The 25,427-nt window shown below is 70.5% G+C and carries 25 protein-coding genes and 3 tRNA genes; 22 read left to right on the plus strand and 6 right to left on the minus strand.

Features of this window, described 5'->3' with window-relative positions; translation table 11 throughout:
* The first annotated feature begins 23 nt into the window (after positions 1 to 23).
* Both MKD51_RS14130 and MKD51_RS14135 read left to right on the plus strand, forming a co-directional pair.
* Positions 24 to 482 (plus strand): pyridoxamine 5'-phosphate oxidase family protein, encoded by a 459-nt coding sequence (locus MKD51_RS14130; RefSeq protein ID WP_240241130.1) that lies wholly within the window; start codon positions 24 to 26, stop codon positions 480 to 482.
* A gap of 94 nt (positions 483 to 576) precedes the next feature.
* Entirely contained in the window at positions 577 to 1,278 is a 702-nt protein-coding gene (locus MKD51_RS14135; RefSeq protein WP_240241131.1) for an NAD(P)-binding domain-containing protein, read from the plus strand.
* Between the two features lie 86 nt (positions 1,279 to 1,364).
* On the opposite strand, the gene MKD51_RS14140 is transcribed toward MKD51_RS14135, so the two are convergent.
* The 3 genes from MKD51_RS14140 to MKD51_RS14150 form a co-directional block, all read right to left on the minus strand.
* A tRNA-Phe gene (locus MKD51_RS14140) sits at positions 1,365 to 1,440 on the minus strand.
* A 74-nt stretch (positions 1,441 to 1,514) separates the two neighbouring features.
* Positions 1,515 to 1,589 (minus strand) — tRNA-Asp (locus tag MKD51_RS14145).
* 41 nt (positions 1,590 to 1,630) lie between these two features.
* Positions 1,631 to 1,703, minus strand: a tRNA-Glu gene (locus MKD51_RS14150).
* A gap of 254 nt (positions 1,704 to 1,957) precedes the next feature.
* Between MKD51_RS14150 and MKD51_RS14155 the strand changes: the two genes are divergently transcribed.
* Entirely contained in the window at positions 1,958 to 3,376 is a 1,419-nt protein-coding gene (locus tag MKD51_RS14155; RefSeq protein WP_240241132.1) for a M23 family metallopeptidase, read from the plus strand.
* A 60-nt stretch (positions 3,377 to 3,436) separates the two neighbouring features.
* Here MKD51_RS14155 and MKD51_RS14160 read toward each other — a convergent pair whose 3' ends face one another.
* On the minus strand, positions 3,437 to 3,982 hold the full coding sequence (locus MKD51_RS14160) for an inorganic diphosphatase (protein WP_277604033.1): 546 nt from the start codon (positions 3,980 to 3,982) through the stop codon (positions 3,437 to 3,439).
* Positions 3,983 to 4,029: 47 nt separating this feature from the next.
* On the opposite strand from MKD51_RS14160, the gene tilS reads away from it, so the two are divergent.
* From tilS to MKD51_RS14220, 12 genes are all read left to right on the plus strand, one after another.
* On the plus strand, positions 4,030 to 5,022 hold the full coding sequence (tilS, locus tag MKD51_RS14165; RefSeq protein ID WP_240241134.1) for a tRNA lysidine(34) synthetase TilS: 993 nt from the start codon (positions 4,030 to 4,032) through the stop codon (positions 5,020 to 5,022).
* Between the two features lie 378 nt (positions 5,023 to 5,400).
* Positions 5,401 to 5,649: a hypothetical protein gene (locus MKD51_RS14170; RefSeq protein ID WP_240241135.1), complete on the plus strand. Its 249-nt coding sequence runs from the start codon at positions 5,401 to 5,403 to the stop codon at positions 5,647 to 5,649.
* A gap of 110 nt (positions 5,650 to 5,759) precedes the next feature.
* Entirely contained in the window at positions 5,760 to 6,011 is a 252-nt protein-coding gene (locus MKD51_RS14175) for a hypothetical protein (protein ID WP_240241136.1), read from the plus strand.
* Between the two features lie 51 nt (positions 6,012 to 6,062).
* Positions 6,063 to 6,530: a hypothetical protein gene (locus MKD51_RS14180; RefSeq protein WP_240241137.1), complete on the plus strand. Its 468-nt coding sequence runs from the start codon at positions 6,063 to 6,065 to the stop codon at positions 6,528 to 6,530.
* On the plus strand, positions 6,530 to 7,276 hold the full coding sequence (locus tag MKD51_RS14185) for a hypothetical protein (protein ID WP_240241138.1): 747 nt from the start codon (positions 6,530 to 6,532) through the stop codon (positions 7,274 to 7,276). The genes MKD51_RS14180 and MKD51_RS14185 overlap by 1 nt, the downstream gene beginning before the upstream one ends.
* Positions 7,277 to 7,412: 136 nt before the next feature.
* On the plus strand, positions 7,413 to 7,964 hold the full coding sequence (hpt, locus tag MKD51_RS14190) for a hypoxanthine phosphoribosyltransferase (protein ID WP_240241139.1): 552 nt from the start codon (positions 7,413 to 7,415) through the stop codon (positions 7,962 to 7,964).
* A 56-nt stretch (positions 7,965 to 8,020) separates the two neighbouring features.
* Positions 8,021 to 8,743 (plus strand): hypothetical protein, encoded by a 723-nt coding sequence (locus MKD51_RS14195; RefSeq protein WP_240241140.1) that lies wholly within the window; start codon positions 8,021 to 8,023, stop codon positions 8,741 to 8,743.
* Between the two features lie 94 nt (positions 8,744 to 8,837).
* Positions 8,838 to 10,793 carry an ATP-dependent zinc metalloprotease FtsH gene (gene ftsH, locus MKD51_RS14200; RefSeq protein WP_240241141.1) on the plus strand — a complete coding sequence of 652 codons (1,956 nt, stop codon included), beginning with the start codon at positions 8,838 to 8,840 and terminating at the stop codon, positions 10,791 to 10,793.
* Positions 10,793 to 11,359, plus strand: coding sequence for a GTP cyclohydrolase I FolE (gene folE / locus MKD51_RS14205; protein ID WP_240241142.1), 567 nt, complete (start codon positions 10,793 to 10,795; stop codon positions 11,357 to 11,359). Before ftsH ends, folE begins: the two co-directional genes overlap by 1 nt.
* 2 nt (positions 11,360 to 11,361) lie before the next feature.
* On the plus strand, positions 11,362 to 12,564 hold the full coding sequence (gene folP, locus MKD51_RS14210; protein WP_240241143.1) for a dihydropteroate synthase: 1,203 nt from the start codon (positions 11,362 to 11,364) through the stop codon (positions 12,562 to 12,564).
* On the plus strand, positions 12,561 to 13,061 hold the full coding sequence (folK, locus tag MKD51_RS14215; RefSeq protein ID WP_240241144.1) for a 2-amino-4-hydroxy-6-hydroxymethyldihydropteridine diphosphokinase: 501 nt from the start codon (positions 12,561 to 12,563) through the stop codon (positions 13,059 to 13,061). Before folP ends, folK begins: the two co-directional genes overlap by 4 nt.
* Positions 13,058 to 13,522 carry a DUF3180 family protein gene (locus tag MKD51_RS14220; RefSeq protein WP_240241145.1) on the plus strand — a complete coding sequence of 155 codons (465 nt, stop codon included), beginning with the start codon at positions 13,058 to 13,060 and terminating at the stop codon, positions 13,520 to 13,522. The genes folK and MKD51_RS14220 overlap by 4 nt, the downstream gene beginning before the upstream one ends.
* 54 nt (positions 13,523 to 13,576) lie before the next feature.
* Here the strand turns inward: MKD51_RS14220 and MKD51_RS14225 are convergent, their stop codons facing one another.
* Positions 13,577 to 14,566 carry an LCP family protein gene (locus MKD51_RS14225; protein WP_240241146.1) on the minus strand — a complete coding sequence of 330 codons (990 nt, stop codon included), beginning with the start codon at positions 14,564 to 14,566 and terminating at the stop codon, positions 13,577 to 13,579.
* Between the two features lie 124 nt (positions 14,567 to 14,690).
* On the opposite strand from MKD51_RS14225, the gene MKD51_RS14230 reads away from it, so the two are divergent.
* From MKD51_RS14230 to MKD51_RS14260, 6 genes are all read left to right on the plus strand, one after another.
* Entirely contained in the window at positions 14,691 to 15,185 is a 495-nt protein-coding gene (locus MKD51_RS14230) for a PH domain-containing protein (protein ID WP_240241147.1), read from the plus strand.
* Positions 15,182 to 17,458 carry a PH domain-containing protein gene (locus tag MKD51_RS14235; protein WP_346986731.1) on the plus strand — a complete coding sequence of 759 codons (2,277 nt, stop codon included), beginning with the start codon at positions 15,182 to 15,184 and terminating at the stop codon, positions 17,456 to 17,458. The genes MKD51_RS14230 and MKD51_RS14235 overlap by 4 nt, the downstream gene beginning before the upstream one ends.
* On the plus strand, positions 17,455 to 18,150 hold the full coding sequence (locus tag MKD51_RS14245; protein WP_240241148.1) for a DUF2520 domain-containing protein: 696 nt from the start codon (positions 17,455 to 17,457) through the stop codon (positions 18,148 to 18,150). Before MKD51_RS14235 ends, MKD51_RS14245 begins: the two co-directional genes overlap by 4 nt.
* A 28-nt stretch (positions 18,151 to 18,178) precedes the next feature.
* On the plus strand, positions 18,179 to 19,054 hold the full coding sequence (panC, locus tag MKD51_RS14250) for a pantoate--beta-alanine ligase (protein WP_240241149.1): 876 nt from the start codon (positions 18,179 to 18,181) through the stop codon (positions 19,052 to 19,054).
* Between the two features lie 110 nt (positions 19,055 to 19,164).
* Entirely contained in the window at positions 19,165 to 20,916 is a 1,752-nt protein-coding gene (gene lysS / locus MKD51_RS14255; RefSeq protein ID WP_240241150.1) for a lysine--tRNA ligase, read from the plus strand.
* A 21-nt stretch (positions 20,917 to 20,937) separates the two neighbouring features.
* Positions 20,938 to 21,207 carry a hypothetical protein gene (locus MKD51_RS14260; RefSeq protein ID WP_240241151.1) on the plus strand — a complete coding sequence of 90 codons (270 nt, stop codon included), beginning with the start codon at positions 20,938 to 20,940 and terminating at the stop codon, positions 21,205 to 21,207.
* Positions 21,208 to 21,302: 95 nt separating this feature from the next.
* Here the strand turns inward: MKD51_RS14260 and MKD51_RS16395 are convergent, their stop codons facing one another.
* Positions 21,303 to 22,727: a CPBP family intramembrane glutamic endopeptidase gene (locus MKD51_RS16395; protein WP_240241152.1), complete on the minus strand. Its 1,425-nt coding sequence runs from the start codon at positions 22,725 to 22,727 to the stop codon at positions 21,303 to 21,305.
* Positions 22,728 to 22,946: 219 nt separating this feature from the next.
* Between MKD51_RS16395 and MKD51_RS14270 the strand changes: the two genes are divergently transcribed.
* Complete coding sequence (locus MKD51_RS14270; protein WP_240241153.1) at positions 22,947 to 25,427, plus strand: ATP-dependent Clp protease ATP-binding subunit; 2,481 nt, start codon at positions 22,947 to 22,949, stop codon at positions 25,425 to 25,427.

Consider the following 25,427-nt stretch of genomic DNA (forward strand, 5'->3'; position numbering starts at 1 on the left):
GCGGCCGATGCGACCATGAGGCCATGGCCGAGCACCCCGCGTCCGACAGCCCCGTCCACGACATCAGCGAGGCCGAGTGCCTCAAGCTGCTCGGGCTGTTCGAGTTCGGGCGCATCGCGTTCCGCGTCGGCGACGTGCTCGACGTGTTCCCGATCAACTACCACGCAGCAGAGCGCGCGATCACCTTCCGCACGGCGCCCGGCACCAAGCTGGCAACCGCGCTGCAGGCCGACGAGGTCGTCTTCGAGATCGACAACATCGGTGTGAAGGAAGCCTGGAGCGTGATCGGGCACGGCACAGCGCGCCGGCTCGAGGCCGCAGACGAGCTGAAGGCCGCGGAGCAGCTGCCCATCCACCCGCTCATCCCCACCGCGGAGCGCGAGTTCATCCGCATCGACCTCGAGCGAGTCTCCGGCCGGCGCTTCCATCGCTGGGCACCGCCCGCGGCCAGCAGCGCGACGGCCGTCGACGCGACCGACTGAGCCCGACGGCGGCTCTCCAGCGGGTCGCCGGCGGGAATGCGACCCACCCCATCCCGTGTTGTCAGACTGGAAGGGCAACAGGGGGAGTGAGCGCATGTCGCAGCCGGTCGAGTCGAGCACGGGCACCATGGAGATCGTGCAGACCGACGGCGTACGACCCGCGGCGACGCAGACGATCGCCATCCTGGGCGCCGGCAAGATCGGCACCGTGCTCGCCAAGCTGTCGCTGGCAGCGGGCCACCGCACCCTCATCGCAGGCTCCGGCAGCGCAGCGCGGATCCGGCTGATCGTCGAGTACCTGGCTCCGGGCGCCGAGGCGATGGTGTCGGCGGATGCGGCTGCCGCGGCCGACGTGGTCATCCTCGCCCTGCCGCTCGGCCAGTACGACCGCCTCCCCGTCGAGCAGCTCGAGGGCAAGCTCGTCATCGACGCCATGAACTACTGGTGGGAGACCGACGGGATCCGCGACGAGTTCACGGATCCAGCGCTGCCGACGAGCACGATCGTGCAGGCGTTCCTGCCGGGCTCACGCATCGTGAAGGCGTTCAATCACATGGGCTACCACGACCTGGCGGAGTGGCCGCGACCGACCGGCCACGTGCAGCGGCGCGCGATCGCGATCGCGGGTGATGATGCCCTCGATGTCGAGCGCACGGCGAGCTTGGTCGACGGCTTCGGCTTCGACCCTGTCGTGCTCGAGTCGCTCGATGCGGGCCTGCGGCTGCAGCCCGGCTGGCCGGCGTTCGGGGCGAACGAGAACGCTGCGACGCTGCGCGGCCTGCTCGAGACCGACTGACGCATCCGGTTCGCGTCGCCTGCGCGTGTCTTGAGGCTCAGGCGCACCGCACCAATGACGAAGCCCCCGCTGTGCGGGGGCTTCTGTGGTGGCTCCGACGGGCGTCGATCCCGTGACCTCACGATTTTCAGTCGTGCGCTCTACCAACTGAGCTACAGAGCCGGGCTCTTGCGAGCCGGACGGACTCGCGCCCGTCCTTGCACAAGACCCTCTCTTTCGAGAGGGCCGAGGCTGAGCGACCCTGACGGGACTTGAACCCGCGACCTCCGCCGTGACAGGGCGGCGCGCTAACCAAACTGCGCTACAGGGCCTAACTGGTAGTACTCATCGTACAGAGTGAATCCGTAGAGAGTGACCCCAACGGGATTCGAACCCGTGCTGCCGCCGTGAAAGGGCGGTGTCCTAGGCCACTAAACGATGGGGCCGAATGCCGGAGCACACGACTACCGAGGAGCCACGTTACATGACGTCGGAGCCTCCGTGCAAACCGAGGAGACGACGGATGCGCGAGTCGCGTCGCCCGGTCTCACGACACGCCCACCTGAGCGTTCGCCCAATCCAACCTTCAGGTGGAGCATGACGGTTGATACCGTTAGCGAGATTGTGTCGTGACCGCGGCCAGGCCCGGGTGCACGATGGTGGACGATGCAGCGCTTCGACGCTGCCGAACGGGGAGACCATGGCCCAGCCCGACAGGTCGGCACGTGCCGACGGAGCGAGCGCGCGCTGGCGCGGCCTCCGTCTCGGCGTCGCAGCCACCGTGGCCGTCGGCAGCATCGTCGCCTCGCTGATCGTTCCTGGCATCCCGCAGGCGGAGGCCGTCGATGAGTACGGCTTCCCGACCTGGGCAGAGGTCGAAGCCGCGCGCGGCAACGTGAACGCCAAGGGCGAGCAGATCAACCAGATCCGCGCGCTCATCTCGCAGCTCGAGACCGAGGCGGTGAACGCCCAGGCCGAGTCCGACCGGGCGGCCGCGGCGGCGATCGAGGCGCAGCGCGTCTACGACGAGGCCGTCGCCGTCGCCGAGCGATTGCAGCAGCAGGCCGATGAGGCGTCCGGCCGTGCAGGGGAGTCGCAGCTCGCCGCAGGCCAGCTCGCCGCGCAGCTCGCTCGCTCCGGCGGCACCGGCGACATGAGCGCAGAGCTCTTCGCGAACCCCGGCTCCGCCGAGTCATGGCTCTACCGCCTCGACCTCATGGACCGCGTCGCTGGCACCGCCGACACGCTCTACGAGCAGGCGCAGCAGGATGCCAACACCGCGCAGTCGCTCCAGGATCAGGCAGCAGTCGCTCGTGACGAGCTGCAGGCGCTGAAGGAGGCTGCCGACGCGGCCTACCTCGCAGCGCAGGAGGCCGCGGCCGCTGCACAGGCTGCCGTGGTGCAGCAGCAGGAGCACCGTGTGGAGCTCGAGGCGCAGCTCGAGGTGCTGGTCGAGGACCGGGCCGCGACCGAGGAGGACTATCAGGCGGGCCAAGCGCACCGCGCGTGGCTGGCCGAGCAGGAGCGGCTGCGCCTCGCCCGCGAGGCGGCTGAGCGGGAGGCCGCGCGCCAGGCAGCGCTCGCCGAGCAGCGCCGGATCGCCGCGGCGGCCGCAGCTGCCAACAACAACAACAACGGCGGTGGCGGCGGTGGCGGCGGCAGCAGCAGCGGTGGCGGCGGCTCCGTGCCGGTCGCCCCGCCCAGCAACAGCGGCTGGGTGACACCGCACTACGGCCGCTTCACCTCCTCCTACGGTTGGCGCAACGACCCGGTGGGTGTGCTGGGCCGCAAGCTGCACGCTGGCGTCGACATCTCGGCGGGCTGCGGCACCCCGATCTACGCCGCAGCGGATGGCGTGGTCTCGCTGCGCTCGCGCGACATCTACGGCGCCAACATGCTCTACATCAATCACGGCGGCGGCGTGCAGAGCGAGTACTTCCACATGATCCGTCCCGCGCACGTGTCCCCGGGGCAGCGCGTGAGCGCCGGCCAGGTCGTGGCATACGAGGGCTCGACGGGTCACTCGACCGGCTGCCACCTGCACTTCCAGCTGCGTGTCGGCGGCACGCTCACCAACCCGGAGTCGTTCCTGAACGCACGCGGGGTCTACCTGCGCTGAGTGCACGACTACGCAGAAGGGGGGCGCACCTGACGGTGCGCCCCCCTTCTGTCGTCGCGATCAGTCGGTGACGTCGCGGCCGCCCTCGGGCTTCTCGACCGGCTCATCGCTCTCGTCGCCGTGCTCCGCGTCGAACGCGGCGAAGCCGGCCTGCACGGTTGCCTCGGCGGCGGCGGCGCCCTCCCAGCCGCCGAGCTTGGCCCACTTGCCCGGCTCGAGGTCCTTGTAGTGCTCGAAGAAGTGCTCGATCTCGTTCCGCGTCTGCTGCGGCACATCCTCGATGTCCTGGATGTGCGCCCAGCGCGGGTCCTTCTCCAGCACGCAGATGACCTTGGTGTCGATACCGCCGTCGTCCTCCATGTTCAGCTGCCCGATCGGGCGCACGCGCACGAACACACCGGGCGGCACCGAGTACTCGAGCAGCACCAGCGCGTCGACGGGGTCGCCGTCGAGCCCGAGCGTGCCCTCGAAGAACCCGTAGTCGGTGGGGTAGACGAAGGTCGTGAACAGCACGCGGTCGAGGTAGACGCGACCCGACTCATGGTCGAGCTCATACTTGTTGCGGCTCCCCTTGGGGATCTCGATGACGACGTCGTAGGCGGCCAACGGCGGCTCCTTCTCGTGGGGGTGGGGAATCGGCATAAGGTTACTTCATGCCCGAAAACGACCGTCGACCTCGGCTGACGCCTGCTGTCGCCGACGTGCGCCGGGCCGTGCGCGAGGCGACGGTCGACCTGGAGCCGGGTTCGCTGCTGCTGGTCGCGCTCTCGGGCGGACCGGACTCCCTTGCACTTGCGGCTGCGACGGCCTTCGAGGCCGAGCGCGCGGGGCTCCGGGCCGGCGCCGTCATCGTCGACCACGGGCTGCAGCCATCCAGCGCCGAGACCTCGGCCCGAGCAGCAGAGCAGGCGCGCGAGCTGGGCCTCGACCCCGTGCGCGTGATCCCCGTGCAGGTGGCAGGTGACGGCAGCCCTGAGGCCGCGGCCCGTCAGGCCCGCTATGCGGCACTCCTGCAGGCTCGCAAGGAGGAGGGCGCAGCGGCGGTGCTGCTCGGCCACACCCTCGACGACCAGGCAGAGACGGTGCTCATCGGCCTCGCACGCGGCTCAGGCGCCGAGAGCCTCTGGGGCATGCACCGGCGCATCGGGTTCCTGCGGCGACCGCTGCTGCAGGTGCGCCGAGCGACCACCCACCAGGCCTGTGCAGACGCCGGTCTCGAGCCGTGGCGCGACCCGCACAACGACGACGACCGCTTCCTGCGCGTGCGCGTTCGCCACAGGGTGCTGCCGATGCTCGACGAGGTGCTCGGCGGCGGCGTCGCCCTGGCACTCACCCGCACGGCCGACACGCTGCGCGAGGACGCCGAGGCGCTCGCGCACTTCGCGCAGGAGCAGATCCTCGACCTGGTCGAGCACGCCGAGGGCGGGCTCTCGCTCGACGCCGGCGCGCTCGCGGCGAACCCGCCCGCCCTGCGCCAGCGCATCATCCGCCTCGCCGTGCAGAGCGAGTTCCACACCGCGCTCAGTCGGCAGCAGACGCTCGAGGTCTCGCGGCTCGTCACCGACTGGCACGGCCAGGGCCCGATCCACCTGCCCGGCATCCGCGTCACCCGCGAGGGCCGCAGGCTCGTCTTCGTCGCGGCCTGAGGTCGTTGCGGCAGACGTTGCCGAACCGTGATCTGGCTCGTGTGACCTGCATCGGCTCCTGGACATGACGGTGTGACGGATGCGTCGCATCCGTCTGGAGAGGATCCTCATGCACGCACGCAGACGCCACCGCACCGCAGCACCGCTGCTCGTCGCCGCACTCGTCCTCACCGGCTGCGCCGGCGTCGGAGCTGAGGCGCCCTCCTCGCCGACCGCGTCACCGACCACACCACCGTCGACTCCGACGCCAACGGTGACCACCGCTCCGGAGCCGAGCGCCATCGAGGATCCGACCGCCGACTGGCAGACGGTCCAGCTCGAGAGCGGCCGCACGCGGTTCCGCATCCCGCCGGACTGGACGGCCGATGGAACGTGGGCATGGGCATCACCGATGCGGAGCGGCTTCGCGAGCCCATCGGCTGCCCGTTCTACTTCATCGTCGGCGGTCCCGCCGCGGACGGCGAGCTCGGCGGCATCCTCACCTTCGGCTCAGAGGCGCAGGTGACAGGCATCGGCGATGCCGACGTCTGGATCGTTGACTCGCTCGACGACGCGAATGCCTACATCGAGACCGACGAGTACGCGACCTTGCAGCAGATCCTGCTCTCGCTGGAGTACCTCGTCTGACGTGAGGCGCGACACCGTTGCCGAACTGTGACATTGCAGCTGTGACCTCTGACGCAGTGTGGACATGACAGGGTGACGGATGCTTCGTGTCCGTCGGGAGAGGATCCACGATGCGAGCGCGACGACCGGCAGCACCCGCTGCCCTCGGCATCCTGCTGCTGACTCTGACGGGCTGCGCGCAGCCGACGGCAGAGCCGACCGCGCCCACCACCGCGCCGACGCCGACACCTGAGCCGACGCCTGCGGCGAGCGCGACCGATGAGCCCGCAGATGTCGCCGGGCCGGACGCGATCGATACGAGCGGATGGCACGAGTTCGCCACCGACGACGGATCGGTCGCGTTCCGATACCCGCCTGATTAGACGCTCGAGTCCGAGTCGGAGTTCTTCGCTCCGGACGCGGACCGCGACGACGTGCAAGACCCATACGAACGCTGGACGGACAGCGCGACGCTGACCGCGCCAAACGGCCAGCAGCTGCTCGCGATGTATGACTTCGTCGACATCGGCGGCACCTGCGGCGAAGGCAGTCTGCAGACGCTCGAAGTGCTCGCCTCCGAGCCCGCGCAGCCCGTCGGCACGCTCGATTCGGAGGGCGAGTCCGTCATCGCCACCGTGGCGCTCGGGACGGTCGATGACCGCTGGCGCGTCGGCATCGGCATCACCGACGAGGTTCGTCTGGAAGCCGAGCATACGTGCGTCGTCTACTTCGTCTCTGGCAGCTCGGATGGCGGCGTCGGTTTCGGCACGCACTTCCAGATGGGCTCGACGGGCGAGGACGCGCTCTGGACGGTCGACTCGCTCGACGACGCCCGCGCGTACATGGAGGCGCAGGAGTACCGCACGATCGTCGAGATCCTGCGCTCGTTCGAGACGGCCTGATGCGCACCGCGACGATCGTCGCCGCGACGATGCTGACAATGGTGCTCGCCGCATGCTCCCAGACTGCAAGCGCACCGACGACGGCGCCGTCGCACGCCGTCGCCGAGCCGGCGCCAGCGGTGACTCCGACTGCGCCAGCCGAGCCGAGCCCGGTGCCGACCACAGCGCCAGCCGCGAGCGACCCGCACGCCGAGTGGCAGGAGCTCGCCACGCCCAACGGCACCGCGAGCTTCCTGATCCCACCGGGCTGGACCGCACGGATGGGCGGCGAGGAGCTGCAGTACGACGGCGAGCTCCACTGGCAGAACAGCGTCGGGCTCGTGGACGAGCGTGGCACTGTGCAGCTGACGTACTGGGATGGGCCAGGCGAGGATGTGGGCGCTGGCGCGCGGTTCGGCATCGTGGCGAGCGAGCCTGCCGCCACGCTCGACGACGCCGAGCGCGCCAGCGTCGACGTCTTCGACGAGGCGTACCTCGAACACGCGGCAACCGCCTGGTGGTCGGGTTCGCAGGACCAGGGCTTCCGGGCGATCGTCGGCCTCACGACCGCGACTTGCTTCGGAGACTCGCATCCCGGGCTGATGGTGCAGGACGGCGAGCGAACGATCTCATTCCTGACCCTGCGCGAGATGCCATCGGAGGCGGAAGCCATCGCCTGGCTCGAGGGCGACGAGGCGGCGCTGCTCATGGAGATCATCGGCACGCTCGACCTCACGGCGATCCCGTCGCCCGCGCTGCCGGGTTGAGCGGGAGGCCCTCCGCACCTTCGAGCTCGACTTACCCGCCCGGCCGCGCCGCGCATCCGCCCACCCGCACGCGCGGCGCGGCGTCGCACACGCCGATAGGTTGGTCGCACCTGCCAGCCGCGATCCGGGAGCGCCCATGGAGTTCGAGCACGTCGAATCAGACCTCGCCAAGACCCTCATCACCGAGGAGGAGCTGCACGCGAAGCTCGAGGAGCTCGCACGCCGCATCGAGGCCGACTACGAGGGCAAGGATCTGCTGCTCGTGGGCGTGCTGCGCGGCGCGGTGATGGTGATGGCCGATCTCGCACGTGCCCTCCACCGCCACATCGAGATGGACTGGATGGCCGTCTCCTCCTACGGCTCCGGCACGGTCTCCTCCGGCGTCGTGCGCATCCTCAAGGACCTCGACAGCGACCTCACGGGCCGCAACGTGCTCATCGTCGAGGACATCATCGACTCCGGCCTCACGCTCTCGTGGCTGCGCGGCAACCTGGAGTCGCGCGGCGCCGCATCCGTCGAGATCCTCACGATGCTGCGCAAGCCGGATGCGCTGAAGGTCCAGGTCGACGTGAAGTACTGCGGCTTCGACATCCCGAACGAGTTCGTCATCGGCTACGGCCTCGACTACGCCGAGCAGTACCGCAACCTGCGCGGCATCGGCGTGCTCGCCCCGCACGTCTACGAGTGAGGCGGCGATCGCCCCCCGTTCAGCGATGGGCGAGCAACTCGGGGCATGATGGGGGGATGCAGTCCCGTGCACGAGCGCGCGCATCCGTCGCCCTGATCCTCGCCGCGAGCGCGCTCGTCGCGTGCTCGTCGGCGCCCGACCCGACGCCGGAGCCCAGCGTCCCTCCCGGCATCACGGCGCCGCCGCCGACCACGCCGGCCGAGCCGACACCTGAGGTCTCCTCGAGCCTTCCCGCAGAGATCGCGGGTGTCGACACGAGCGATTGGCAGCAGATCCCGGCGCCGACCGGCAACGCGACCTTCCGCATCCCCGCCGACTGGACGGTGCGCGAGGCCGATGGCGGGCTCGACGTGCTGCGAGCCGATGGAGAGCGCCAGCTGCTCTACCGCGAGTCTCCCGACACCGGCGACGGCCGCTGCCTGAACGGCGACGGCGTGGCGGTCGCGTGGCGCACCGCCATCCTCGAGCGGCAGGACGTGCAGCTGCAGGGCGCCTCGGGCATCGCCTTCGGCGCCGCCGCGGTGCAGCTGGGCGAGCAGTGGGTCGTGAGCGTCGGCCTGCGTCCCTCCGCCGATGCGCAGTCGCCCCGATGCCCGATCATCAACGCGTTCGAGTCGAGCGCCGGCACCATCGGCTTCGGCTCCGAGGTGGTCGTGGACGGCGCCGGCGAGGCCGCTGCCTGGCAGGTCGGGTCGGCGGCCGACGGCGAGGCCTACCTGAGCGACCCCGAGTTCCAGCAGATCCGGGCGATCCTGATGTCGCTCGAGCTGCAGTCGTAGCTCGCTCACAGCCTGCACAGGCCCTGAGCGAACAGGCGGCAGCCCGCCTGATTCCGCGGGATAGCCTGATCGCATCGAGACTCAGAAGGGCGTCATGAGCTTCAAGAAGTTCCTGCGCGGGCCGATCCCCTGGATCGTCATCGCACTCCTCATCGTCGGCGTGGCGTTCAGCTTCTTCATGACGCCGCAGTTCCGATCCGTGCAGACGGATGTGGGCATGCAGATGATCGAGGACGGTCGCGTGCAGCAGGCACGCATCGTCGATGGCGAGCAGCGGGTCGACCTCGTGCTCACCGAGGCAGACGCGGAGTTCGGCCAGCGGGTGCAGTTCTACTACGTCGGCCCGCGCGGCGAGGCCGTGGTGGCTGCGGTCACCGCCGCCGACCCCGAGGGCGGCTACGTCGACGAGGTGCCGCAGGCCAACTGGCTGCTGTCGATGCTCGGCATCCTGCTGCCGGTGCTGCTGCTGGGTGGCCTCTTCTACTTCTTCATGACCCGCATGGCCGGCGGCAACCGCGGCGTGATGCAGTTCGGCAAGTCCAAGGCGCAGCTGATGACCAAGGACACGCCGCAGGTGAAGTTCTCGGACATCGCCGGCGCTGACGAAGCGGTCGAGGAGCTCGGCGAGATCAAGGAGTTCCTGCAGGACCCGACGAAGTTCCAGGCGGTCGGCGCGCGCATCCCGAAGGGCGTGCTGCTGTACGGCCCTCCCGGCACCGGCAAGACCCTGCTCGCCCGTGCGGTCGCCGGCGAAGCCGGCGTGCCCTTCTACTCGATCTCGGGCTCCGACTTCGTCGAGATGTTCGTGGGCGTCGGAGCCAGCCGCGTGCGGGATCTGTTCGAGCAGGCGAAGCAGAGCGCGCCGGCGATCATCTTCGTCGACGAGATCGACGCCGTCGGCCGACACCGCGGCGCAGGCCTCGGCGGCGGTCACGATGAGCGCGAGCAGACTCTCAACCAGCTGCTGGTCGAGATGGATGGCTTCGACGTCAAGACCAACGTGATCCTGATCGCGGCGACGAACCGTCCCGACATCCTCGACCCGGCACTGCTGCGTCCCGGCCGCTTCGACCGCCAGATCGGTGTCGACGCGCCCGACATGAAGGGTCGCGAGACCATCCTCAGCGTGCACGCGCAGGGCAAGCCGATCGCTGAGGGCGTCGACTTCGCCGTGCTGGCGCGCAAGACGCCCGGCTTCACGGGTGCCGACCTCGCGAACGTGCTCAACGAGGCCGCGCTGCTGACGGCGCGCAATAACGCGACCGTGATCACCGACGTGACCCTCGACGAGGCCGTCGATCGCGTGATGGCCGGCCCGCAGCGTCGCACGCGCATCATGAACGACAAGGAGAGGCTCATCACCGCCTACCACGAGGGCGGCCACGCCCTCGCGGCGGCCGCGATGCGCCACTCCGACCCGGTCACGAAGGTGACGATCCTGCCGCGCGGGCGCGCACTCGGCTACACGATGGTGCTGCCGGTGAACGACCGCTACTCCGTCACCCGCAACGAGCTGCTCGACCAGCTCACCTACGCGATGGGCGGCCGAGTAGCCGAGGAGATCGTCTTCCACGATCCGACCACTGGTGCCGGCAATGACATCGAGAAGGCCACCGGCATCGCCCGCAAGATGGTGATCGAGTACGGCATGACGAGCGCCATCGGCGCCGTCAAGCTCGGCAACTCGCAGGGCGAGCAGTTCTTCGGCCGCGACACCGGCTCCAGCCGCGACTACTCCGAGACGCTCTCCGAGACCGTCGACCACGAGGTGCGGGCGATCATCGAGCAGGCGCACACCGAGGCCTGGCAGGTGCTCAACACCAACCGCGACGTGCTCGACCGGCTTGCGGGCGAGCTGCTCGAGCGCGAGACGCTCGACCACCTCGCGCTGGAGGAGATCTTCCACGACGTGCAGAAGCTGCCGGAGCGCCCGCAGTGGCTCTCGCACCCCGACCGGCCGGTGAGCGATCGCCCGCCGATCGAGCTGCCCGTCTCCCAGCACGTCGATGAGGCCGTCGAGCCCGACGTCGAGAGCGAAGCCCCGGCCTGATGGCTGTCGATCGCGAGCGCGTCGAGGCGGCCGTCCGCGAGCTGCTCGCGGCGATCGGCGACGACCCCGAGCGCGCGGGGCTGCGGGACACCCCGCGCCGCGTCGCGACCGCCTACGCCGAGTACTTCGCGGGCGTCGGCGCCGACCCCACCGAGCAGCTCGACACGCTCGGCCTCGAGGGTGAGACGGGTGAGCTCGTGCTGCTGCGCGACCTCGAGTTCCGCTCGATGTGCGAGCACCATCTGCTCCCGTTCTCGGGCGTCGCGCACGTGGCCTATCTGCCGGGCGACCGCATCGTCGGTCTCGGCCGCATCCCCGCCGTCGTCGACGTCGTCGCATCCCGCCCGCAGATCCAGGAGCGCCTCACCGACGAGATCGCAGACGCGCTCGAGGCGGGCCTCGAGCCGCGCGGGGTGCTCGTTGTGGTCGAGGCGACCCATGGATGCGTCAGCGCACGCGGGGCGCGACAGGCCAAGTCGACGACGGTGACGGTGGCGAGCCGCGGACAGCTCGCCGAGCCCATCGAGCGGGCTGAGATCATGGCGCTCATCGGAGAGCGGAGATAGCGATGGGTCGACGGCAGCAGACGGAGGTCTGGGGCATCCTCAACGTCACGCCCGACTCCTTCAGCGACGGCGGACGCTACGTCGATGCGGGTGCCGCGATCGCGCACGCGCGCCGGCTGCGCGCGCAGGGTGCCGACGTGATCGACATCGGCGGTGAGTCCACCCGGCCCGGTGCAGATCCGATCGACCCCGCGGAAGAGCTGGCGCGCATCCTCCCCGTCGTGCAGGAGCTCGTGCGCGAGGGCATCCGCGTCTCCGTCGACACCATCCATGCATCCACTGCCCGCGCGGTCATGGAGGCGGGTGCCGAGATCGTCAACGACGTCACCGCCGGGCTGCACGACCCCGACATGCTGCGCACCGTCGCCGAGGGCGGCGCGCGCATCGTGCTCATGCACTCGCGCGGCATCGACGTGACGCAGGACACGCACTACGACGATGTCGTCGAGGAGGTGCTCGCCCACCTCGCATCGCGCGTCGACGCCGCGATCCTGGCCGGCATCCCGCGCGAGCGCATCATCCTCGACCCCGGCTTCGGGTTCTCGAAGGAGCCCGACGACAACTGGCGGCTGCTGGCCTCTGTCTGGCGGCTGTGGCAGAGCCGGCTGCCCGTGCTCGTCGGCACCAGCCGCAAGCGCTTCCTGGGCGAGCTGCTGCCAGAGGGCGCGGATGCCGCGGAGCGCGACGCCGCGACGGCGGCGACCTCGCTGCTCGCTGCGCAGAAGGGCGCATCGGCCGTGCGGGTGCACGACGTCGCCTCCACCGTCTCGGCGCTGCGTGCGCTCGCGGCGCAGCAGCTCGGCGAGCAGGACGCAGCCGAGCGGGCCGGCACCGCGACTCACGGCACCATCGAGCTGCGCGGCGTCCGCGCCTTCGGCCACCACGGCGTGCTGTCGGAGGAGCGCGAGGCGGGCCAGGAGTTCGTCATCGACGCCCACCTCGAGGTCGACATCTCCGACGCGATCGTGAGCGACGACGTCACCGACACCGTGCACTATGGCGAGCTCGCCGAGCAACTCGCCGCTGCGGTGGGTCGTGACCCGCTCGACCTCATCGAGGCGCTCGCGGATCGCCTCGTCGACGTGTGCCTCTCCCACCGCCGCGTGCTGCACGCATCCGTCACCGTCCACAAGCCGTCGGCGCCCATCGCTGTGCCGTTCGGCGACGTCGCCGTCACGGTGCGCCGCGGCAGGGGAGAGCGATGAGACTCGCTGCCGAGCGCCGCGCCGTGCTCTCCCTCGGCGCCAATCTCGGCGACCGCGTCGGCACCATCGATGCCGCCGTGCGCGCCATCGAGTCCATCGACGACATCCGCGTGCTCGCGCGCTCCAGCAACTGGGAGTCGCCGTCGTGGCACCCCGACGGCGAGGGCCTCTCGCCCGACTACGTCAACATCGTGCTGATCGTCGCGACGGCGATGGAGCCCATCGACCTGCTCGATGCGATGGGGGCGGTCGAGGATGCCCTCGGGCGCGTCCGCGAGGCACGCTGGGGGCCGCGCACGATCGACATCGACATCGTCTCGATGGGCGGCATCGAGCGGGCTGAGGACCGGCTCGTGCTGCCGCACCCGCGGGCCCACCAGCGGCAGTTCGTGCTGCAGCCGTGGCTCGAGGTCGAGCCCGACGCCGTGCTGCCGGGCCAGGGCTCGGTCGCCGAGCTGGCCGACTACGTCGACGGCGATGTGTGGAGGCTGCCGTGACGCGCACGACGCCGACGGTGATCCTGCTGACCGTGCTGGTGTCTGGGGCGCTCGCGTGGATGCTCGAGGCGATGCTCGTGATGAGCGGCAGGGCGGCGATCGTGCCGCCGTTCACGCTGGGCTTCGCGCTGCTGCTGCTGGCCGCGGTGCTGCTGGTGATGGCCTGGCCCGTGCGGCAGGCCGCGCAGGGCAAGCGCCGCGTCGGCTACCGGCACGCCACTGCGGTGCTGGGCTTCGCGAAGGCCTCGTCGATCGTCGGCGCGCTGCTGGGCGGTGCCGCGCTCGGTGCGCTGGGCTTCTTCCTCACGCGTGCGGTGGTCGCGAGCGACACCGTGCTCACGCTCGCCGTGGTCGCCGGCGGTGCGCTCGTGCAGCTCATCGCGGGGCTGCTGGCCGAGCACTGGTGCGTGCTGCCGCCCGACGACGACGATGCGGCAGCGGCGGCGGGCACCGCGGCGTAGCGCGCCTGCCGGCTGTGCCGCCGCGCGGGAGGCACGGCGTGTCGAAGCCCCGCGCTACCTCTCGGCGGGAGGCTCGAACGTCGTCATCGACTCCTCGTCGAAGGCGGCGCGGATCTCCTCCACGCCATCCCAGTTGACGTGCACCACCGACTGCGACCCCTCCATGCCTGTGCCGAGCGTCGGCATCGTGAAGGTCTGGATGTTGGAGTTGCCGATGCCCGCCAGCTGCGACCCGAGCGACGCCACGGTGCCCAGGTCGAAGGTGTCGCTGGTGGCGACGTGCGGCGAGATGGTGGCGAGGATGTCGGCCATCCGGTTGGGGTTCGTGAGATTCTCGCGCGTCATCAGCTGCGTCATCAGCCCGCGCAGGAACGCGCGCTGGTTGTGCACGCGCTGGTAGTCGCCATCGCTGAAGGGCGAGCGGGCGCGCACATAGATGAGGGCCTCTTCGCCCTGGATGGTGATCTCGCCCTGCGGGTAGTCGTAGCCGTGATACGAGAAGGCGATGTCGTTGTTCACGGTCACGCCGCCCATAGACTCGGTGAGCCCCTCGAAGCCGGCGAAGTCGATGATCGAGACGTGGTCGATGCGCTGGTCGATGATGCCCTCGACCACCTGCACCATGAGCGGCACGCCGCCGTAGGCGAGCGCGGAGTTCACCTTCGCCATGCCGTGACCGGGGATCTCGACCCACGAGTCGCGCATGATCGACATGATCTGCACGCTCTCGCGATCCGGCGGGATGTGGGCCACCAGGATGGTGTCGGCGCGGTCGCCGAGGTCGGTCAGCAGCGAGTCGCCCTCGCCGCGTGCGTCGGTGCCCAGCAGCAGCACGTTGACCGGCTGTCCGTCGCCCTCGCCGGCCTCGGGCCGCAGCGACTCCTCGGGGAACGCGGTCTCGATCGTCTCGACCTGCTGCACCGAGGGGTTGACACGCACGAAGTACCAGCCGATCGCGGCCAGCAGGGCCAGCACGATAACGCCGACGATGCCCACTGCGACCCATCGGCCGACGTGCTTCTGCTTCTTGATCTCTGCCGTCACCGAGGCAGTATCGCAGAAGTGCCGTTCAGGCTCCTCGGACTAGCCTGGGACACGGCCGCAGCCTGCACAGGCGAGACCCTCGCCGAGCCGGCCGGACCGACCCCCATCGCACGAGGAGGAACCCGTGGCAGAGCGCCTGGATGTCACTGGCGAGTGGCAGCGCATCAGCATGCGCTACGCGAGCGTCGAGTCGATCAGCACGGTCATCTGGTGGCTGATCCTCGGCATCGGAGCCACGGTGCCGATCTGGTTCGCGAACGACGGCGACATGCCCTTGTGGGGCTGGCTGCCGCTGGGCGCCGCGATCCTGCTGATCGTGATCGGCGTCGTCTTCTCCTTCCTCCGCACGCGCACGATCGGCTACCTGCAGCGTCAGGACGACCTGCTCGTGCGACGCGGCATGCTCTTCCGCCGCTTCGTCGCCGTGCCCTACGGCCGCATGCAGATCGTCGACATCACGCAGGGCCCGGTCGAGCGGATGTTCGGGCTCAAGTCGCTGAAGTTCGTCACGGCAGCGGCGTCCAGCGCGATCGCGATCCCCGGCATGCCGGGCGACACCGCCGAGCAGCTGCGCGACCACCTGGTCGCGGTCTCCGAGTCGCGGCGGGCAGGCCTGTGACCGACCCCCGCATGCCGCAGGCTCCGCCTCCGGGTCAGCCGGGCCAGCCGGGCCAGCCGCAGCCGGGCCAGCAGTGGGGCCCGCCGCAGCACGGCCAGCCGCAGTGGCCCGCCCAGGCCGGCCCGACCCATCCGGGCCAGCCTGCGACGCAGGCTCCCGCCCCGCAGGACGCCCGCGCCAAGGCGGCGGGCCTCATCGACGGCGAGTGGCACCGGCTGCACCCCGCCAGTCCGCTGCTGCGCGGCGGCCTGTCGCTCATCATCTTCCTCGGCATCCTCTTCTCGATCTTCCGCGACCGGCTCATCGCGCTCTTCGTGCCTGATGAGTTCGAGGATGGCGACTGGAGCCAGGACGCCTTCGGTGACTTCGTCGTCTCCCAGCTCGTCTGGGTCACGCTCGGCGTGATCGGCCTCGTGCTGCTGCTCATCGCGCTGTTCTGGATCGGCTGGCGGGTGCACCGCTTCCGCATCACGGGCGACGCGGTCGAGGTGCAGCAGGGCATCTTCGTCAAGAAGCACCGCCGTGCGCCCCTCTCGCGCATCCAGGGCATCAACATCCAGAAGCCCTGGTTCGCGCGGCTGCTGGGCGCCTGCAAGTTCGAGATCCAGCAGGCGGGCAACGACTCCAACGTCGACCTCAACTACCTGAGCTCTTCGGTGGCGGATGCGCTGCGCTACGAGATCCTGAACCGCGCCTCCGGGCGCTCCACGGCAGACAACGAGCGGCTCGCGGCCGAGCGGCAGGCGGCTGCTGCGGCCAGCGGCGTGGTCGACGAGTTCCTGCGGCCGGACGCCGAGATCTCGCACATCGCGCCCGACTCGCTCGTGCGCATCCCGGTGGGACGGATCGTCCTGTCTTCGCTGCTCGACGGCTTGATCGTCTGGGCGGTGCTCTCTGTGATCGCCGTTGCCGTGCTGGTGCTCGCTCTGCAGCAGTGGTGGGCGGTCTTCGCGTTGGTGCCCAGCGCGATCGCGTTCCTCGCCGCCGCCTTGCGCTCGCTTGGCGCGAAGCTGCGCTACTCGATCGCGGCGACGCCCGACGGCATCCGCCTCGCCTATGGCCTCGCCTCCACGACGACCGAGATCCTGCCTCCTGGCCGCATCTTCGCGCTGCAGGTGAAGCAGCCGTTGCTGTGGCGGCCGTTCGGCTGGTGGCAGGTGTCGTTCACGCGCGCCGGCAAGATGTCGAGCGACGGCACGAACCAGGGCCAGAGCCAGCAGATGGCCAGCTACCTGCTGCCAGTCGGCGACCTGCGCGATGTGCGCACCGTGATCGGCCTCGTGCTGCCAGAGCTCGCGCACTCGCCGCTGGTCGACCAGGGGCTGTTCGGTCAGGCTCCCGACGCCTTCGTCGTCAGCCCGCCGCGAGCGCGCGCCTTCCGCTGGTTCTCGGTGCGGCGCAACGGCTTCCACGTGCACGATGCCGCGTTCCTGCTGCGCCACGGCCGCATCTGGCGCTCGCTGCAGCTCGTGCCCGGCGCGCGCGTGCAGTCGGTCGCCGTGCAGCAGGGCCCCATCTACGGCATGGCGCGGCTCGCGCGCGTGCAGTTCCACGTGCCGGGCACGGTGCTCTCGCCCAGCATCGGCGCGATCGACCAGCAGGATGCCCACACACTCTTCGAGCACGCCACCCGCACCATCAAGATCGCGATCGATCGGGATGCGTCGGAGTCGTGGGCATCGTCGCTGTCGCGCAACGCGGTGCTCGCGACCGCACCCGCGGTGCAGGACGGACTGATGCCGGAGCCCGCGCCCGCTCCCGTCGGTCGAGGAGCGGTGCCGCAGCAGCAGTGGCAGCAGCCGGGCGTGCCGCCGGCCCAGCAGCAGTGGCAGCAGCCCAGCGCGCCGCAGCAGCAGTGGCAGCAGCCCAGCGCGCCGCAGCAGCAGTGGCAGCCGCCGAGCGCGCCGCAGGGCCAGCAGCAGTGGCAGCAGCCGAGCGCGCCGCAGGGCCAGCAGCAGGGTCAGCCCGCGCCGCAGCAGTGGCAGCAGCCGAGCACGCCGCAGGGCCAGCCGCCGCAGCAGCAGCAGTGGCAGCGCCCGCAGACGCCGCAGCAGGCGATGCCGCCGCAGGCTCCGCCTGCACCCGCTCAGCCGCCGCAGAGCGTGGCCGCGCCGACGCATCCCCAGCAGCCCAGGAACGCCGGCCCGAGCTTCGGCCAATCGGCGCCGCAGCCGCCACATGAGCAGCGCCCGCCGCAGAGCCCGCCATCGAACGGCCAGCAGGCTCCGCAGCAGCCCGACCCGCGCAGCGTCCCGCCGCGCGACCAGGAATGAGGCCCGGCAGGCTCGGCGTCGGCATCATCGGCGCCGGGCGGGTCGGGCCCGTGCTGGGCGCCGCGCTCGCCGGGGCGGGCCACGCGATCATCGGCATCACCGCGACCGGCTTCGACGCGATCGAGCGCGCGGAGGCGATGCTGCCCGGCGTGGAGATCCTCGATGCCCCGACGATCGTCGAGCGCAGCGAGCTTGTGCTGCTGACGGTGCCGACCGAAGCCTTGGCCGATCTCGTCGCCGGCCTTGCCGCCACGGGCGCATGGCAGCCGGGCCAGCTGGTCGTGCACACGGCCGCCGAGCACGGCACCGAGGTGCTGCGCCCCGCCATCGAGCGCGGCGCGATCCCGATCGCGCTGCACCCCGCGATGAGCTTCACCGGCACGTCGCTCGACCTCTCGCGACTGCTCGAGGCCACGATCGCCGTCACCGCGCCCGGCCCGGTGCTGCCGATCGGCCAGGCGCTCGCGGTCGAGATGGGCGCCGAGCCGATCGTGGTCGCCGAGGCCGACCGCCCCGCCTACGCCGAGGCGGTCGCTGCAGCCCGTGACTTCGCCGCGGGGCTCGTCGCGCAGGCCCTGCGGCAGCTGCACGAGATCGGCGTCGAGCGCCCCTCGCAGGTGCTCGGCGGCGTCGTCCGCTCCGCCGTCGAGACGGCCCTCGCGCGCTACCCCGATCCGCCCATCGAGCCCTGACCCCGCCGAGCCCGCATAGTCTGTCGTGGTGCCCGCACCCATCCGCACCCTGACCACCATCGCCGAGGCTCGCGCCTTCGTCGCAGCCGAGCGCGCCGCCGGCCGCCGCGTCGCGCTGGTGCCGACCATGGGCGCGCTGCACCGGGGGCACCTCGAGCTGGTGCGCAGAGCCCGCGAGCGCGCCGAGACCGTCATCGCCTCGGTCTTCGTCAACCCGCTGCAGTTCGGCCCGCACGAGGATCTCGACCGCTACCCGCGCACCCCGCAGACCGACACCGAGCAGCTCATCGTGCTCGGCGTCGAGGCGGTCTTCATGCCGACGGTCGAGGAGATGTACCCGGATGGGGGGCGTTCGGCCACGCTCGTCACCGCCGGCCATCTCGGCACCGTGCTCGAGGGTCGCAGCCGCCCCGGGCACTACGACGGCGTGCTCACGGTGGTCACGAAGCTCTTCTCGATCGTGGCGCCTGATGTGGCGCTCTTCGGCGAGAAGGATGCGCAGCAGCTCTTCCTCGTGCGCCGCATGGTGCGCGACCTCGATCTGCCGGTCGAGATCATCGGCGTGCCGACGGTGCGGGAGCCCGACGGCCTCGCACTCTCGAGCCGCAACGCGATGCTGCAGGCGGGGGAGCGGCAGGATGCGCTCGCGCTCTCGCGCGCGCTGGAGGCCGCAGGCTCTGCGGCCGACCGCGGAGTCGAGGCGATGCTGGCGGCGGCGCAGTCGGTCTTCCAGTCGGACACGGGCGTGCAGCTCGACTACCTCGCGGTCGTCGACCCGCGCACCTTCGCCTTCGCGAACGAGTCGCACCACGGCCTGGTGCAGGTGCTCGTGGCCGCTCGCGTCGGCACGGCATCGACCAACGCCGTGCGCCTGATCGACAACGCGATCTTCAGCATCCCGTGAGCTGAGGTCCGAGCCCGAGCCGCTGCGGTCCGAGGTGCAGGGCCTCGACGGGCAGTCGGGCAGTCGGCGGACGGGTGGCGGATGTGTCACCGCCGGTAGGATCGACAGTCGTGACCGAGACGCCCCACGACAGCACTGCCGAGCCGGCCCCCGACCACGAGCGAGCCGATTGGGTCTCGCGGCTGGCCGACGAGGTGATCGCCGAGGCCGAGCGTCGCGGGACCAAGCCCGTGGCCGCATCCGGCATCTCGCCGTCCGGCCCCGTGCACCTGGGCAACTTCCGCGAGGTGATGAGCCCGCACCTGGTCGTCGACGAGATCCAGCGGCGCGGCCTCGAGGCCGAGCACATCTTCAGCTGGGACGACTACGACCGCTTCCGCAAGGTGCCCGCCGGCATCGAGGGCGTCGACGCGTCGTGGGCCGAGCACATCGGCAAGCCGCTCACGAGCGTGCCGGCCCCTCCCGGCAGCGAGCACGACTCGTGGGCCGCGCACTTCCGCAGCGCCGCCGAGGCCGGGTTCGCCGAGGCGGGCGTGCGCTACCGCGGCATCAGCCAGACCGAGCAGTACGCCGCCGGCGCCTACACCGAGCAGATCCTGCACGCCATGCGCCACCGCCGCGAGATCGACGCGATCCTGGCGCAGTACCGCACGCTGCCCGCCGCCAAGGATGACGACGAGGAGCTGCAGAAGGCGCTCGAGGCGTCGTCGGGCGCGGCCGCCGAGGACGACGGCTCCGGCGGCACCGAGTACTACCCCTACAAGCCCTACTGCACGAGCTGCGGCAAGGACCTCACCACCATCGAGGCCTACGACGACGACTCGACCGAGATGACCTACTCGTGCCAGTGCGGGCACCGCGAGACGGTGCTGCTGCGCGAGTTCCGCTCCGGCAAGCTGGTCTGGAAGGTCGACTGGCCGATGCGCTGGGCCTTCGAGCAGGTCGTGTTCGAGCCCAGCGGCGTCGACCACCAGAGCCCCGGCTCCTCCTTCCAGGTGGGCCTGCAGCTCGCGCCGGTGTTCGGCTGGGAGCGGCCGCTCGGCCCGATGTACGCCTTCGTGGGCTTCGGCGGCGTCGCCAAGATGTCGTCGTCGCGCGGCGGAGCCCCGACGCCCTCGGATGCGCTCGCCGTCATGGAGGCTCCCGTGCTGCGCTGGCTCTACGCCCGCCGTCGCATGAACCAGTCCTTCGACGTTGCCTTCGGCTCCGAGCTGCAGCGCACCTACGACGAGTGGGATGCGCTGCAGCGCAAGGCCACGGCCGGCACAGCTGGCGACGCGGAGCTCGCCGCGCTCGAGCGCGCCACCTCGACGGCGCACGAGCGCCTGCCCGAGACGCCGCGCCGCGTCGCCTTCCGCACCCTCGCATCCGTCGTCGACCTCACCTTCGGCGACGAGGCGCAGGTGCTGCGCATCATCGGCGGACTCGACGCCGACGACCCGATCACCGAGCTCGACTCGCTGCGCCCGCGCCTCGACCGGGTCGAGACCTGGGTCGGCACCCACATGCCCGCCGAGGAGCACACGTCAGTGCGAGAGAGCCCCGACCGCGCGGCGCTCGACGCGCTCACCGAGACGGAGCGCGACGCCATCCGGCTGCTGCTCGACGGCGGCCAGGGGCTGCCCGCGATCGAGGAGGCGTGGACGCTCGACGGCCTCACCTTCCAGGTCTACGGCGTCGCCAAGGTGCAGCGCGGCCTCGAGCCCGGCGCCATGGTGAAGGGCGACAAGGAGCTCTCGGCCGCGCAGCGCGCCTTCTTCGCGCTGCTCTACCGCCTGCTCGTCGGCCGCGAGACCGGCCCACGCATCCCGACCCTGCTGCTCGCGATCGGCCGCGAGCGGGTGCGCGAGCTGCTGAGCTGACGCGGCCGGTAGACTGGGCCCATGCCTGAGAGCTGGTGGGGGAACGCGATCTTCTCGCTCGTCCCGACAATCGTGCTCGGGCTCATCTTCTGGATGGTCATGCGCATGATCATCCGCGGCGATCGCACCGCGCGCCGCGAGTACGACCGCGTCGAAGCAGAAGAGCGCATCAAGATGGGTCTGCCTCCGAGGGGCACTGCCGCAGCGTCGGTGACGGATGCATCGGCCGATGAGGCGCTGCAGGCTCGGCGGCCGGAGGATCTCCGGCACGGCGAGCCTCCAGCTGGATAGTCCAGCCGGCTCTGCGGAGCGCCGGAAATTCTCCGGTCAACCCACCGATCTCCGATCAGCCCGCCGGATCTCCGGTCAGCCTGCCGGATCTCCGGTCAGCCTGCCGCCACCGGCATCGGCTGCTGGGGTGCGACCTGCGGCTGCGGCTCGAGCATGTCGGCGGCCGGGTTCCCCTCGGTGAACCGCTGCACCTTGCGCATCGTGAAGTGCACCGCGACGTAGGCCAGGCCGAGCGCGGCCGCCGTGATGGCAGTCGAGAGCCAGTCCTCGCCCGCCACGGGCTGCCCAGAGAAGGCCGACGTGCCGGTGAGCGCGAGCGGCACCATGATGAACACGTTGTTCGCCGTGTGCAGCACTGAGGCCGACTCGAGCCCGCCGGTGCGGTACGTGAGCATCGAGCAGGTGAAGCCCACGAGGGCGAGCTGGAGCGTCGCCGCGATCGACGGATGCGCGTGCATGGCGCCGAAGAGCAGACCGGTGGCGATGCCGGTCCAGACGGCGTTGCCGAGGCGACCGGTGAGCACCCAGGGACCGACGGCCGCCGCGACGAGCGCCAGCAGCGAGAGCCACCAGGTCGCGGGCTGCAGCAGCATCACGAGCAGCACCGCGGGCAGCATGACGAGCGCGGGCACGTAGCGGTGCAGGCGCCAGCCGCCCATCATCTGCGGCAGCAGGCCGCGGAAGGTGAACTCCTCGCCGGTGGACTGCAGCGGCGTGGTCAGCAGCACGGCGATGACGAGGCCCCAGTTGGGGTTCCACTCCCACTCGATCGATGGGTCCATCCAGAGCGAGATGCCGATGTAGACCGCGAAGATCGGCACGATCACGAGGGCGGCGCGGGCGACGACGCTCCAGCGCCAGGTGCCGACGACGCTCGAGGCGAAGCCTGCGGCGCGCTTGCCGAAGGCGGCCATCGCGACGATCGCCCCGGGGATCATCGCGGCCCATGCCATGTTGACGGCGGCCATGCCCAGCGGCGTGCCGATCACGGCCTCGATGAAGTCGAGCCCGAGCTCCGTCTCGTCGGTCGGCAGGTTGGTCGGGTCGAGCGAGAGCATGAAGTCGGCCAGGCCGGGGAGCATCAGTGCGAGCGCGACCACCTGGCCGGCGAAGAAGAAGCCGATGGCGATCGCCCAAGCGAGGAACCAGCGGCCGACGCGACGCTCGAGCGGCTGGAAGGCCATGGCGTAGGAGCGGTCCGACATCGGCAGCGCGGCGGGCAGCAGCGCAGGCCGCTTCGGCGCGGGCGGCTGGAACGCGTAGCCGGGCTGCGCGTGCTGCCCGTACTGCGGCTGGCCGTAGTGCGGCTGCTGCCCGTACTGCTGCTGCTGCGGCTGCTGCCCATACTGCTGCGGCTGCTGCCCATACTGCGGCTGGCCGTACTGCGGCTGCGCGGAGCCCGGCGCTGGTGCGGCGACAGGCGGCTGCCCGTACTGCTGCTGGCCAGCCTGCGGCTGTTGGCCTTGGGGATGCTGCTGGCCCTGCGGCTGGTCCCAAGGCGTCGTGGGCTGATCGGTCACCGTGCTCCTCGCGTCGGTTCGAGGCTATCGATCTCAGGTTTGCGTTCGGTGAGCGTCGACCGTGAAGAGCTCCGCTCAACTGCGCAGCTGCACTCCCGCGTCCCGCACGGCGACCCCGACCCATCCGTCTGCGTCCTCCTGTGTCGCGCCCACAGCGAACAGCCGCACGTCGCTCCCCGGCACGCGGCTACGCTCGGAAATCAAGGAAGGGAGGCAGCGATGTTCGAGAGATTCACTGACCGCGCTCGTCGGGTCGTGGTGCTCGCCCAAGAAGAGGCGAAGCTGCTCAACCACAACTACATCGGCACGGAGCACATCCTGCTCGGCCTCATCCACGAGGGCGACGGTGTCGCCGCGAAGGCGCTCGAGCAGCTCGGCATCTCGCTCGACGCCGTGCGCGCGCAGGTGCAGGACATGATCGGCACCGGCAGCCAGCAGACGTCCGGGCACATCCCGTTCACGCCGCGCGCCAAGAAGGTGCTCGAGCTGAGCCTCCGCGAGGCGCTGCAGCTGGGCCACAACTACATCGGCACGGAGCACGTGCTCCTCGGCCTCATCCGCGAGGGCGAGGGCGTCGCAGCCCAGGTGCTCGTGAAGCTGGGCGCCGACCTCAACCGCGTGCGCCAGACGGTCAACCAGCTGCTTGCCGGGTATCAGGGCAAGGAGTCGACCACGGTCGGCGGGGACGCCCCGCAGCAGACCGACGCCAAGGGCTCGCAGATCCTCGACCAGTTCGGTCTCAACCTCACGCAGGCCGCGCGCGACGGCAAGCTCGACCCCGTCATCGGGCGCGAGAAGGAGATCGAGCGGGTCATGCAGATCCTGTCTCGCCGCTCCAAGAACAACCCGGTGCTGATCGGTGAGCCCGGCGTCGGCAAGACCGCCGTCGTCGAGGGGCTCGCGCAGGCGATCATCAAGGGCGAGGTTCCCGAGACGCTCAAGGACAAGCAGGTCTACACGCTCGACCTCGGCTCGCTGATCGCGGGCAGCCGCTACCGCGGTGACTTCGAGGAGCGCCTGAAGAAGGTGACGAAGGAGATCCGCACCCGCGGCGACATCATCACCTTCATCGACGAGATCCACACGCTCGTCGGCGCCGGTGCTGCAGAGGGCGCGATCGATGCCGCCAACATCCTGAAGCCGCTGCTCGCCCGCGGCGAGCTGCAGACGATCGGTGCGACGACGCTCGACGAGTACCGCAAGCACTTCGAGAAGGATGCTGCCCTCGAGCGCCGCTTCCAGCCCATCCAGGTGAACGAGCCGTCGGTCGCCCACACGATCAACATCCTCAAGGGTCTGCGCGACCGCTACGAGTCGCACCACAAGATCACGATCACCGACGGCGCGCTCGTCGCGGCGGCGAACCTCGCCGACCGCTACGTGCAGGATCGCTTCCTGCCCGACAAGGCGATCGACCTGATCGACGAGGGTGGCGCCCGCCTGCGGCTGTCGATCCTCTCGGCACCGCCTGAGCTGCGCGAGTTCGACGAGAAGATCGCCGACGTGCGCACCCGCAAGGAGGGCGCGATCGAGGGCCAGGACTTCGAGGCTGCTGCCCGCCTGCGCGACGAGGAGAAGGAGCTGCTCGGTGAGCGGCTGCGCCTCGAGAAGAAGTGGCGCAGCGGCGACGGTGGCCCCACCGGCGTGCTCGACGAGGGCGTGATCGCCGAGGTGCTGGCGAACGCGACCGGCATCCCGGTGTTCAAGCTCACCGAGGAGGAGTCGGCTCGCCTCGTCTTCATGGAGAAGGCGCTGCACCAGCGCGTCATCGGCCAGGAAGAGGCCGTCAGCGTGCTGGCGAAGACCATCCGCCGTCAGCGTGCCGGCCTCAAGGACCCACGCCGCCCCGGTGGCTCGTTCATCTTCGCCGGCCCCACGGGCGTCGGCAAGACCGAGCTCGCGAAGGCGCTCGCGGAGTTCCTCTTCGACGACGAGGACGCCCTGATCTCGCTCGACATGTCGGAGTACAGCGAGAAGCACACCGTCTCGCGACTCTTCGGCGCCCCTCCGGGGTTCGTCGGCTTCGAGGAGGGCGGCCAGCTCACCGAGAAGGTGCGCCGCAAGCCGTTCTCGGTCGTGCTGTTCGACGAGATCGAGAAGGCGCACGTCGACATCTTCAACTCGCTGCTGCAGATCCTCGAGGAGGGTCGCCTCACCGACGGCCAGGGCCGCGTGGTCGACTTCAAGAACACCGTCATCATCATGACGACCAACCTCGGCACCAAGGACATCTCTGGCGGCCCGGTCGGCTTCGTGCTTGAGGGGTCGAGCCACAACGACTACGAGGCGATGCGCGGCAAGGTGCGCGAGGAGCTGAAGAAGAACTTCAAGCCCGAGTTCCTCAACCGCGTCGACGAGATGATCGTCTTCCCGCAGCTCGACCCCGAGGAGCTGCTGCAGATCGTCGATCTGTTCATCGCGCGGCTCTCCGAGCGACTGCTCGACCGCGACATGACGATCGAGCTGACCGTGGACGCCAAGCGGCGCCTCACCACGATCGGGCACGACCCGGCGCTCGGTGCCCGGCCGCTGCGCCGAGCGGTGCAGCACGAGATCGAGGATGTCCTGAGCGAGAAGATCCTGCACGGCGAGCTGGGTGCGGGGGAGCACGTGAGGGTCGACTTCGTCGACGGCGCGTTCGTCTTCACGCACACGAGCCCGGAGTCGAGCACCTCGGAGCTGGAGCCGGCCGACGCCTGA

Source organism: Agrococcus sp. ARC_14 (assembly GCF_022436485.1).
Classification (GTDB): Bacteria; Actinomycetota; Actinomycetes; order Actinomycetales; family Microbacteriaceae; genus Agrococcus.

What these genes read in the sequence shown, in the direction of transcription:
- MKD51_RS14170 (WP_240241135.1), top strand. Translation starts at nt 5,401, where the DNA reads ATGGGCATCACCGATGCGGAGCGGCTTCGCGAGCCCATCGGCTGCCCG.
- MKD51_RS14130 (WP_240241130.1), top strand. Translation starts at nt 24, where the DNA reads ATGGCCGAGCACCCCGCGTCCGACAGCCCCGTCCACGACATCAGCGAG.
- MKD51_RS14185 (WP_240241138.1), top strand. Translation starts at nt 6,530, where the DNA reads ATGCGCACCGCGACGATCGTCGCCGCGACGATGCTGACAATGGTGCTC.
- folK (WP_240241144.1), top strand. Translation starts at nt 12,561, where the DNA reads ATGAGACTCGCTGCCGAGCGCCGCGCCGTGCTCTCCCTCGGCGCCAAT.
- tilS (WP_240241134.1), top strand. Translation starts at nt 4,030, where the DNA reads ATGCCCGAAAACGACCGTCGACCTCGGCTGACGCCTGCTGTCGCCGAC.
- MKD51_RS14135 (WP_240241131.1), top strand. Translation starts at nt 577, where the DNA reads ATGTCGCAGCCGGTCGAGTCGAGCACGGGCACCATGGAGATCGTGCAG.
- folP (WP_240241143.1), top strand. Translation starts at nt 11,362, where the DNA reads ATGGGTCGACGGCAGCAGACGGAGGTCTGGGGCATCCTCAACGTCACG.
- ftsH (WP_240241141.1), top strand. Translation starts at nt 8,838, where the DNA reads ATGAGCTTCAAGAAGTTCCTGCGCGGGCCGATCCCCTGGATCGTCATC.
- MKD51_RS14270 (WP_240241153.1), top strand. Translation starts at nt 22,947, where the DNA reads ATGTTCGAGAGATTCACTGACCGCGCTCGTCGGGTCGTGGTGCTCGCC.
- MKD51_RS14155 (WP_240241132.1), top strand. Translation starts at nt 1,958, where the DNA reads ATGGCCCAGCCCGACAGGTCGGCACGTGCCGACGGAGCGAGCGCGCGC.
- MKD51_RS14260 (WP_240241151.1), top strand. Translation starts at nt 20,938, where the DNA reads ATGCCTGAGAGCTGGTGGGGGAACGCGATCTTCTCGCTCGTCCCGACA.
- MKD51_RS14175 (WP_240241136.1), top strand. Translation starts at nt 5,760, where the DNA reads ATGCGAGCGCGACGACCGGCAGCACCCGCTGCCCTCGGCATCCTGCTG.
- MKD51_RS14245 (WP_240241148.1), top strand. Translation starts at nt 17,455, where the DNA reads ATGAGGCCCGGCAGGCTCGGCGTCGGCATCATCGGCGCCGGGCGGGTC.
- MKD51_RS14195 (WP_240241140.1), top strand. Translation starts at nt 8,021, where the DNA reads ATGCAGTCCCGTGCACGAGCGCGCGCATCCGTCGCCCTGATCCTCGCC.
- folE (WP_240241142.1), top strand. Translation starts at nt 10,793, where the DNA reads ATGGCTGTCGATCGCGAGCGCGTCGAGGCGGCCGTCCGCGAGCTGCTC.
- hpt (WP_240241139.1), top strand. Translation starts at nt 7,413, where the DNA reads ATGGAGTTCGAGCACGTCGAATCAGACCTCGCCAAGACCCTCATCACC.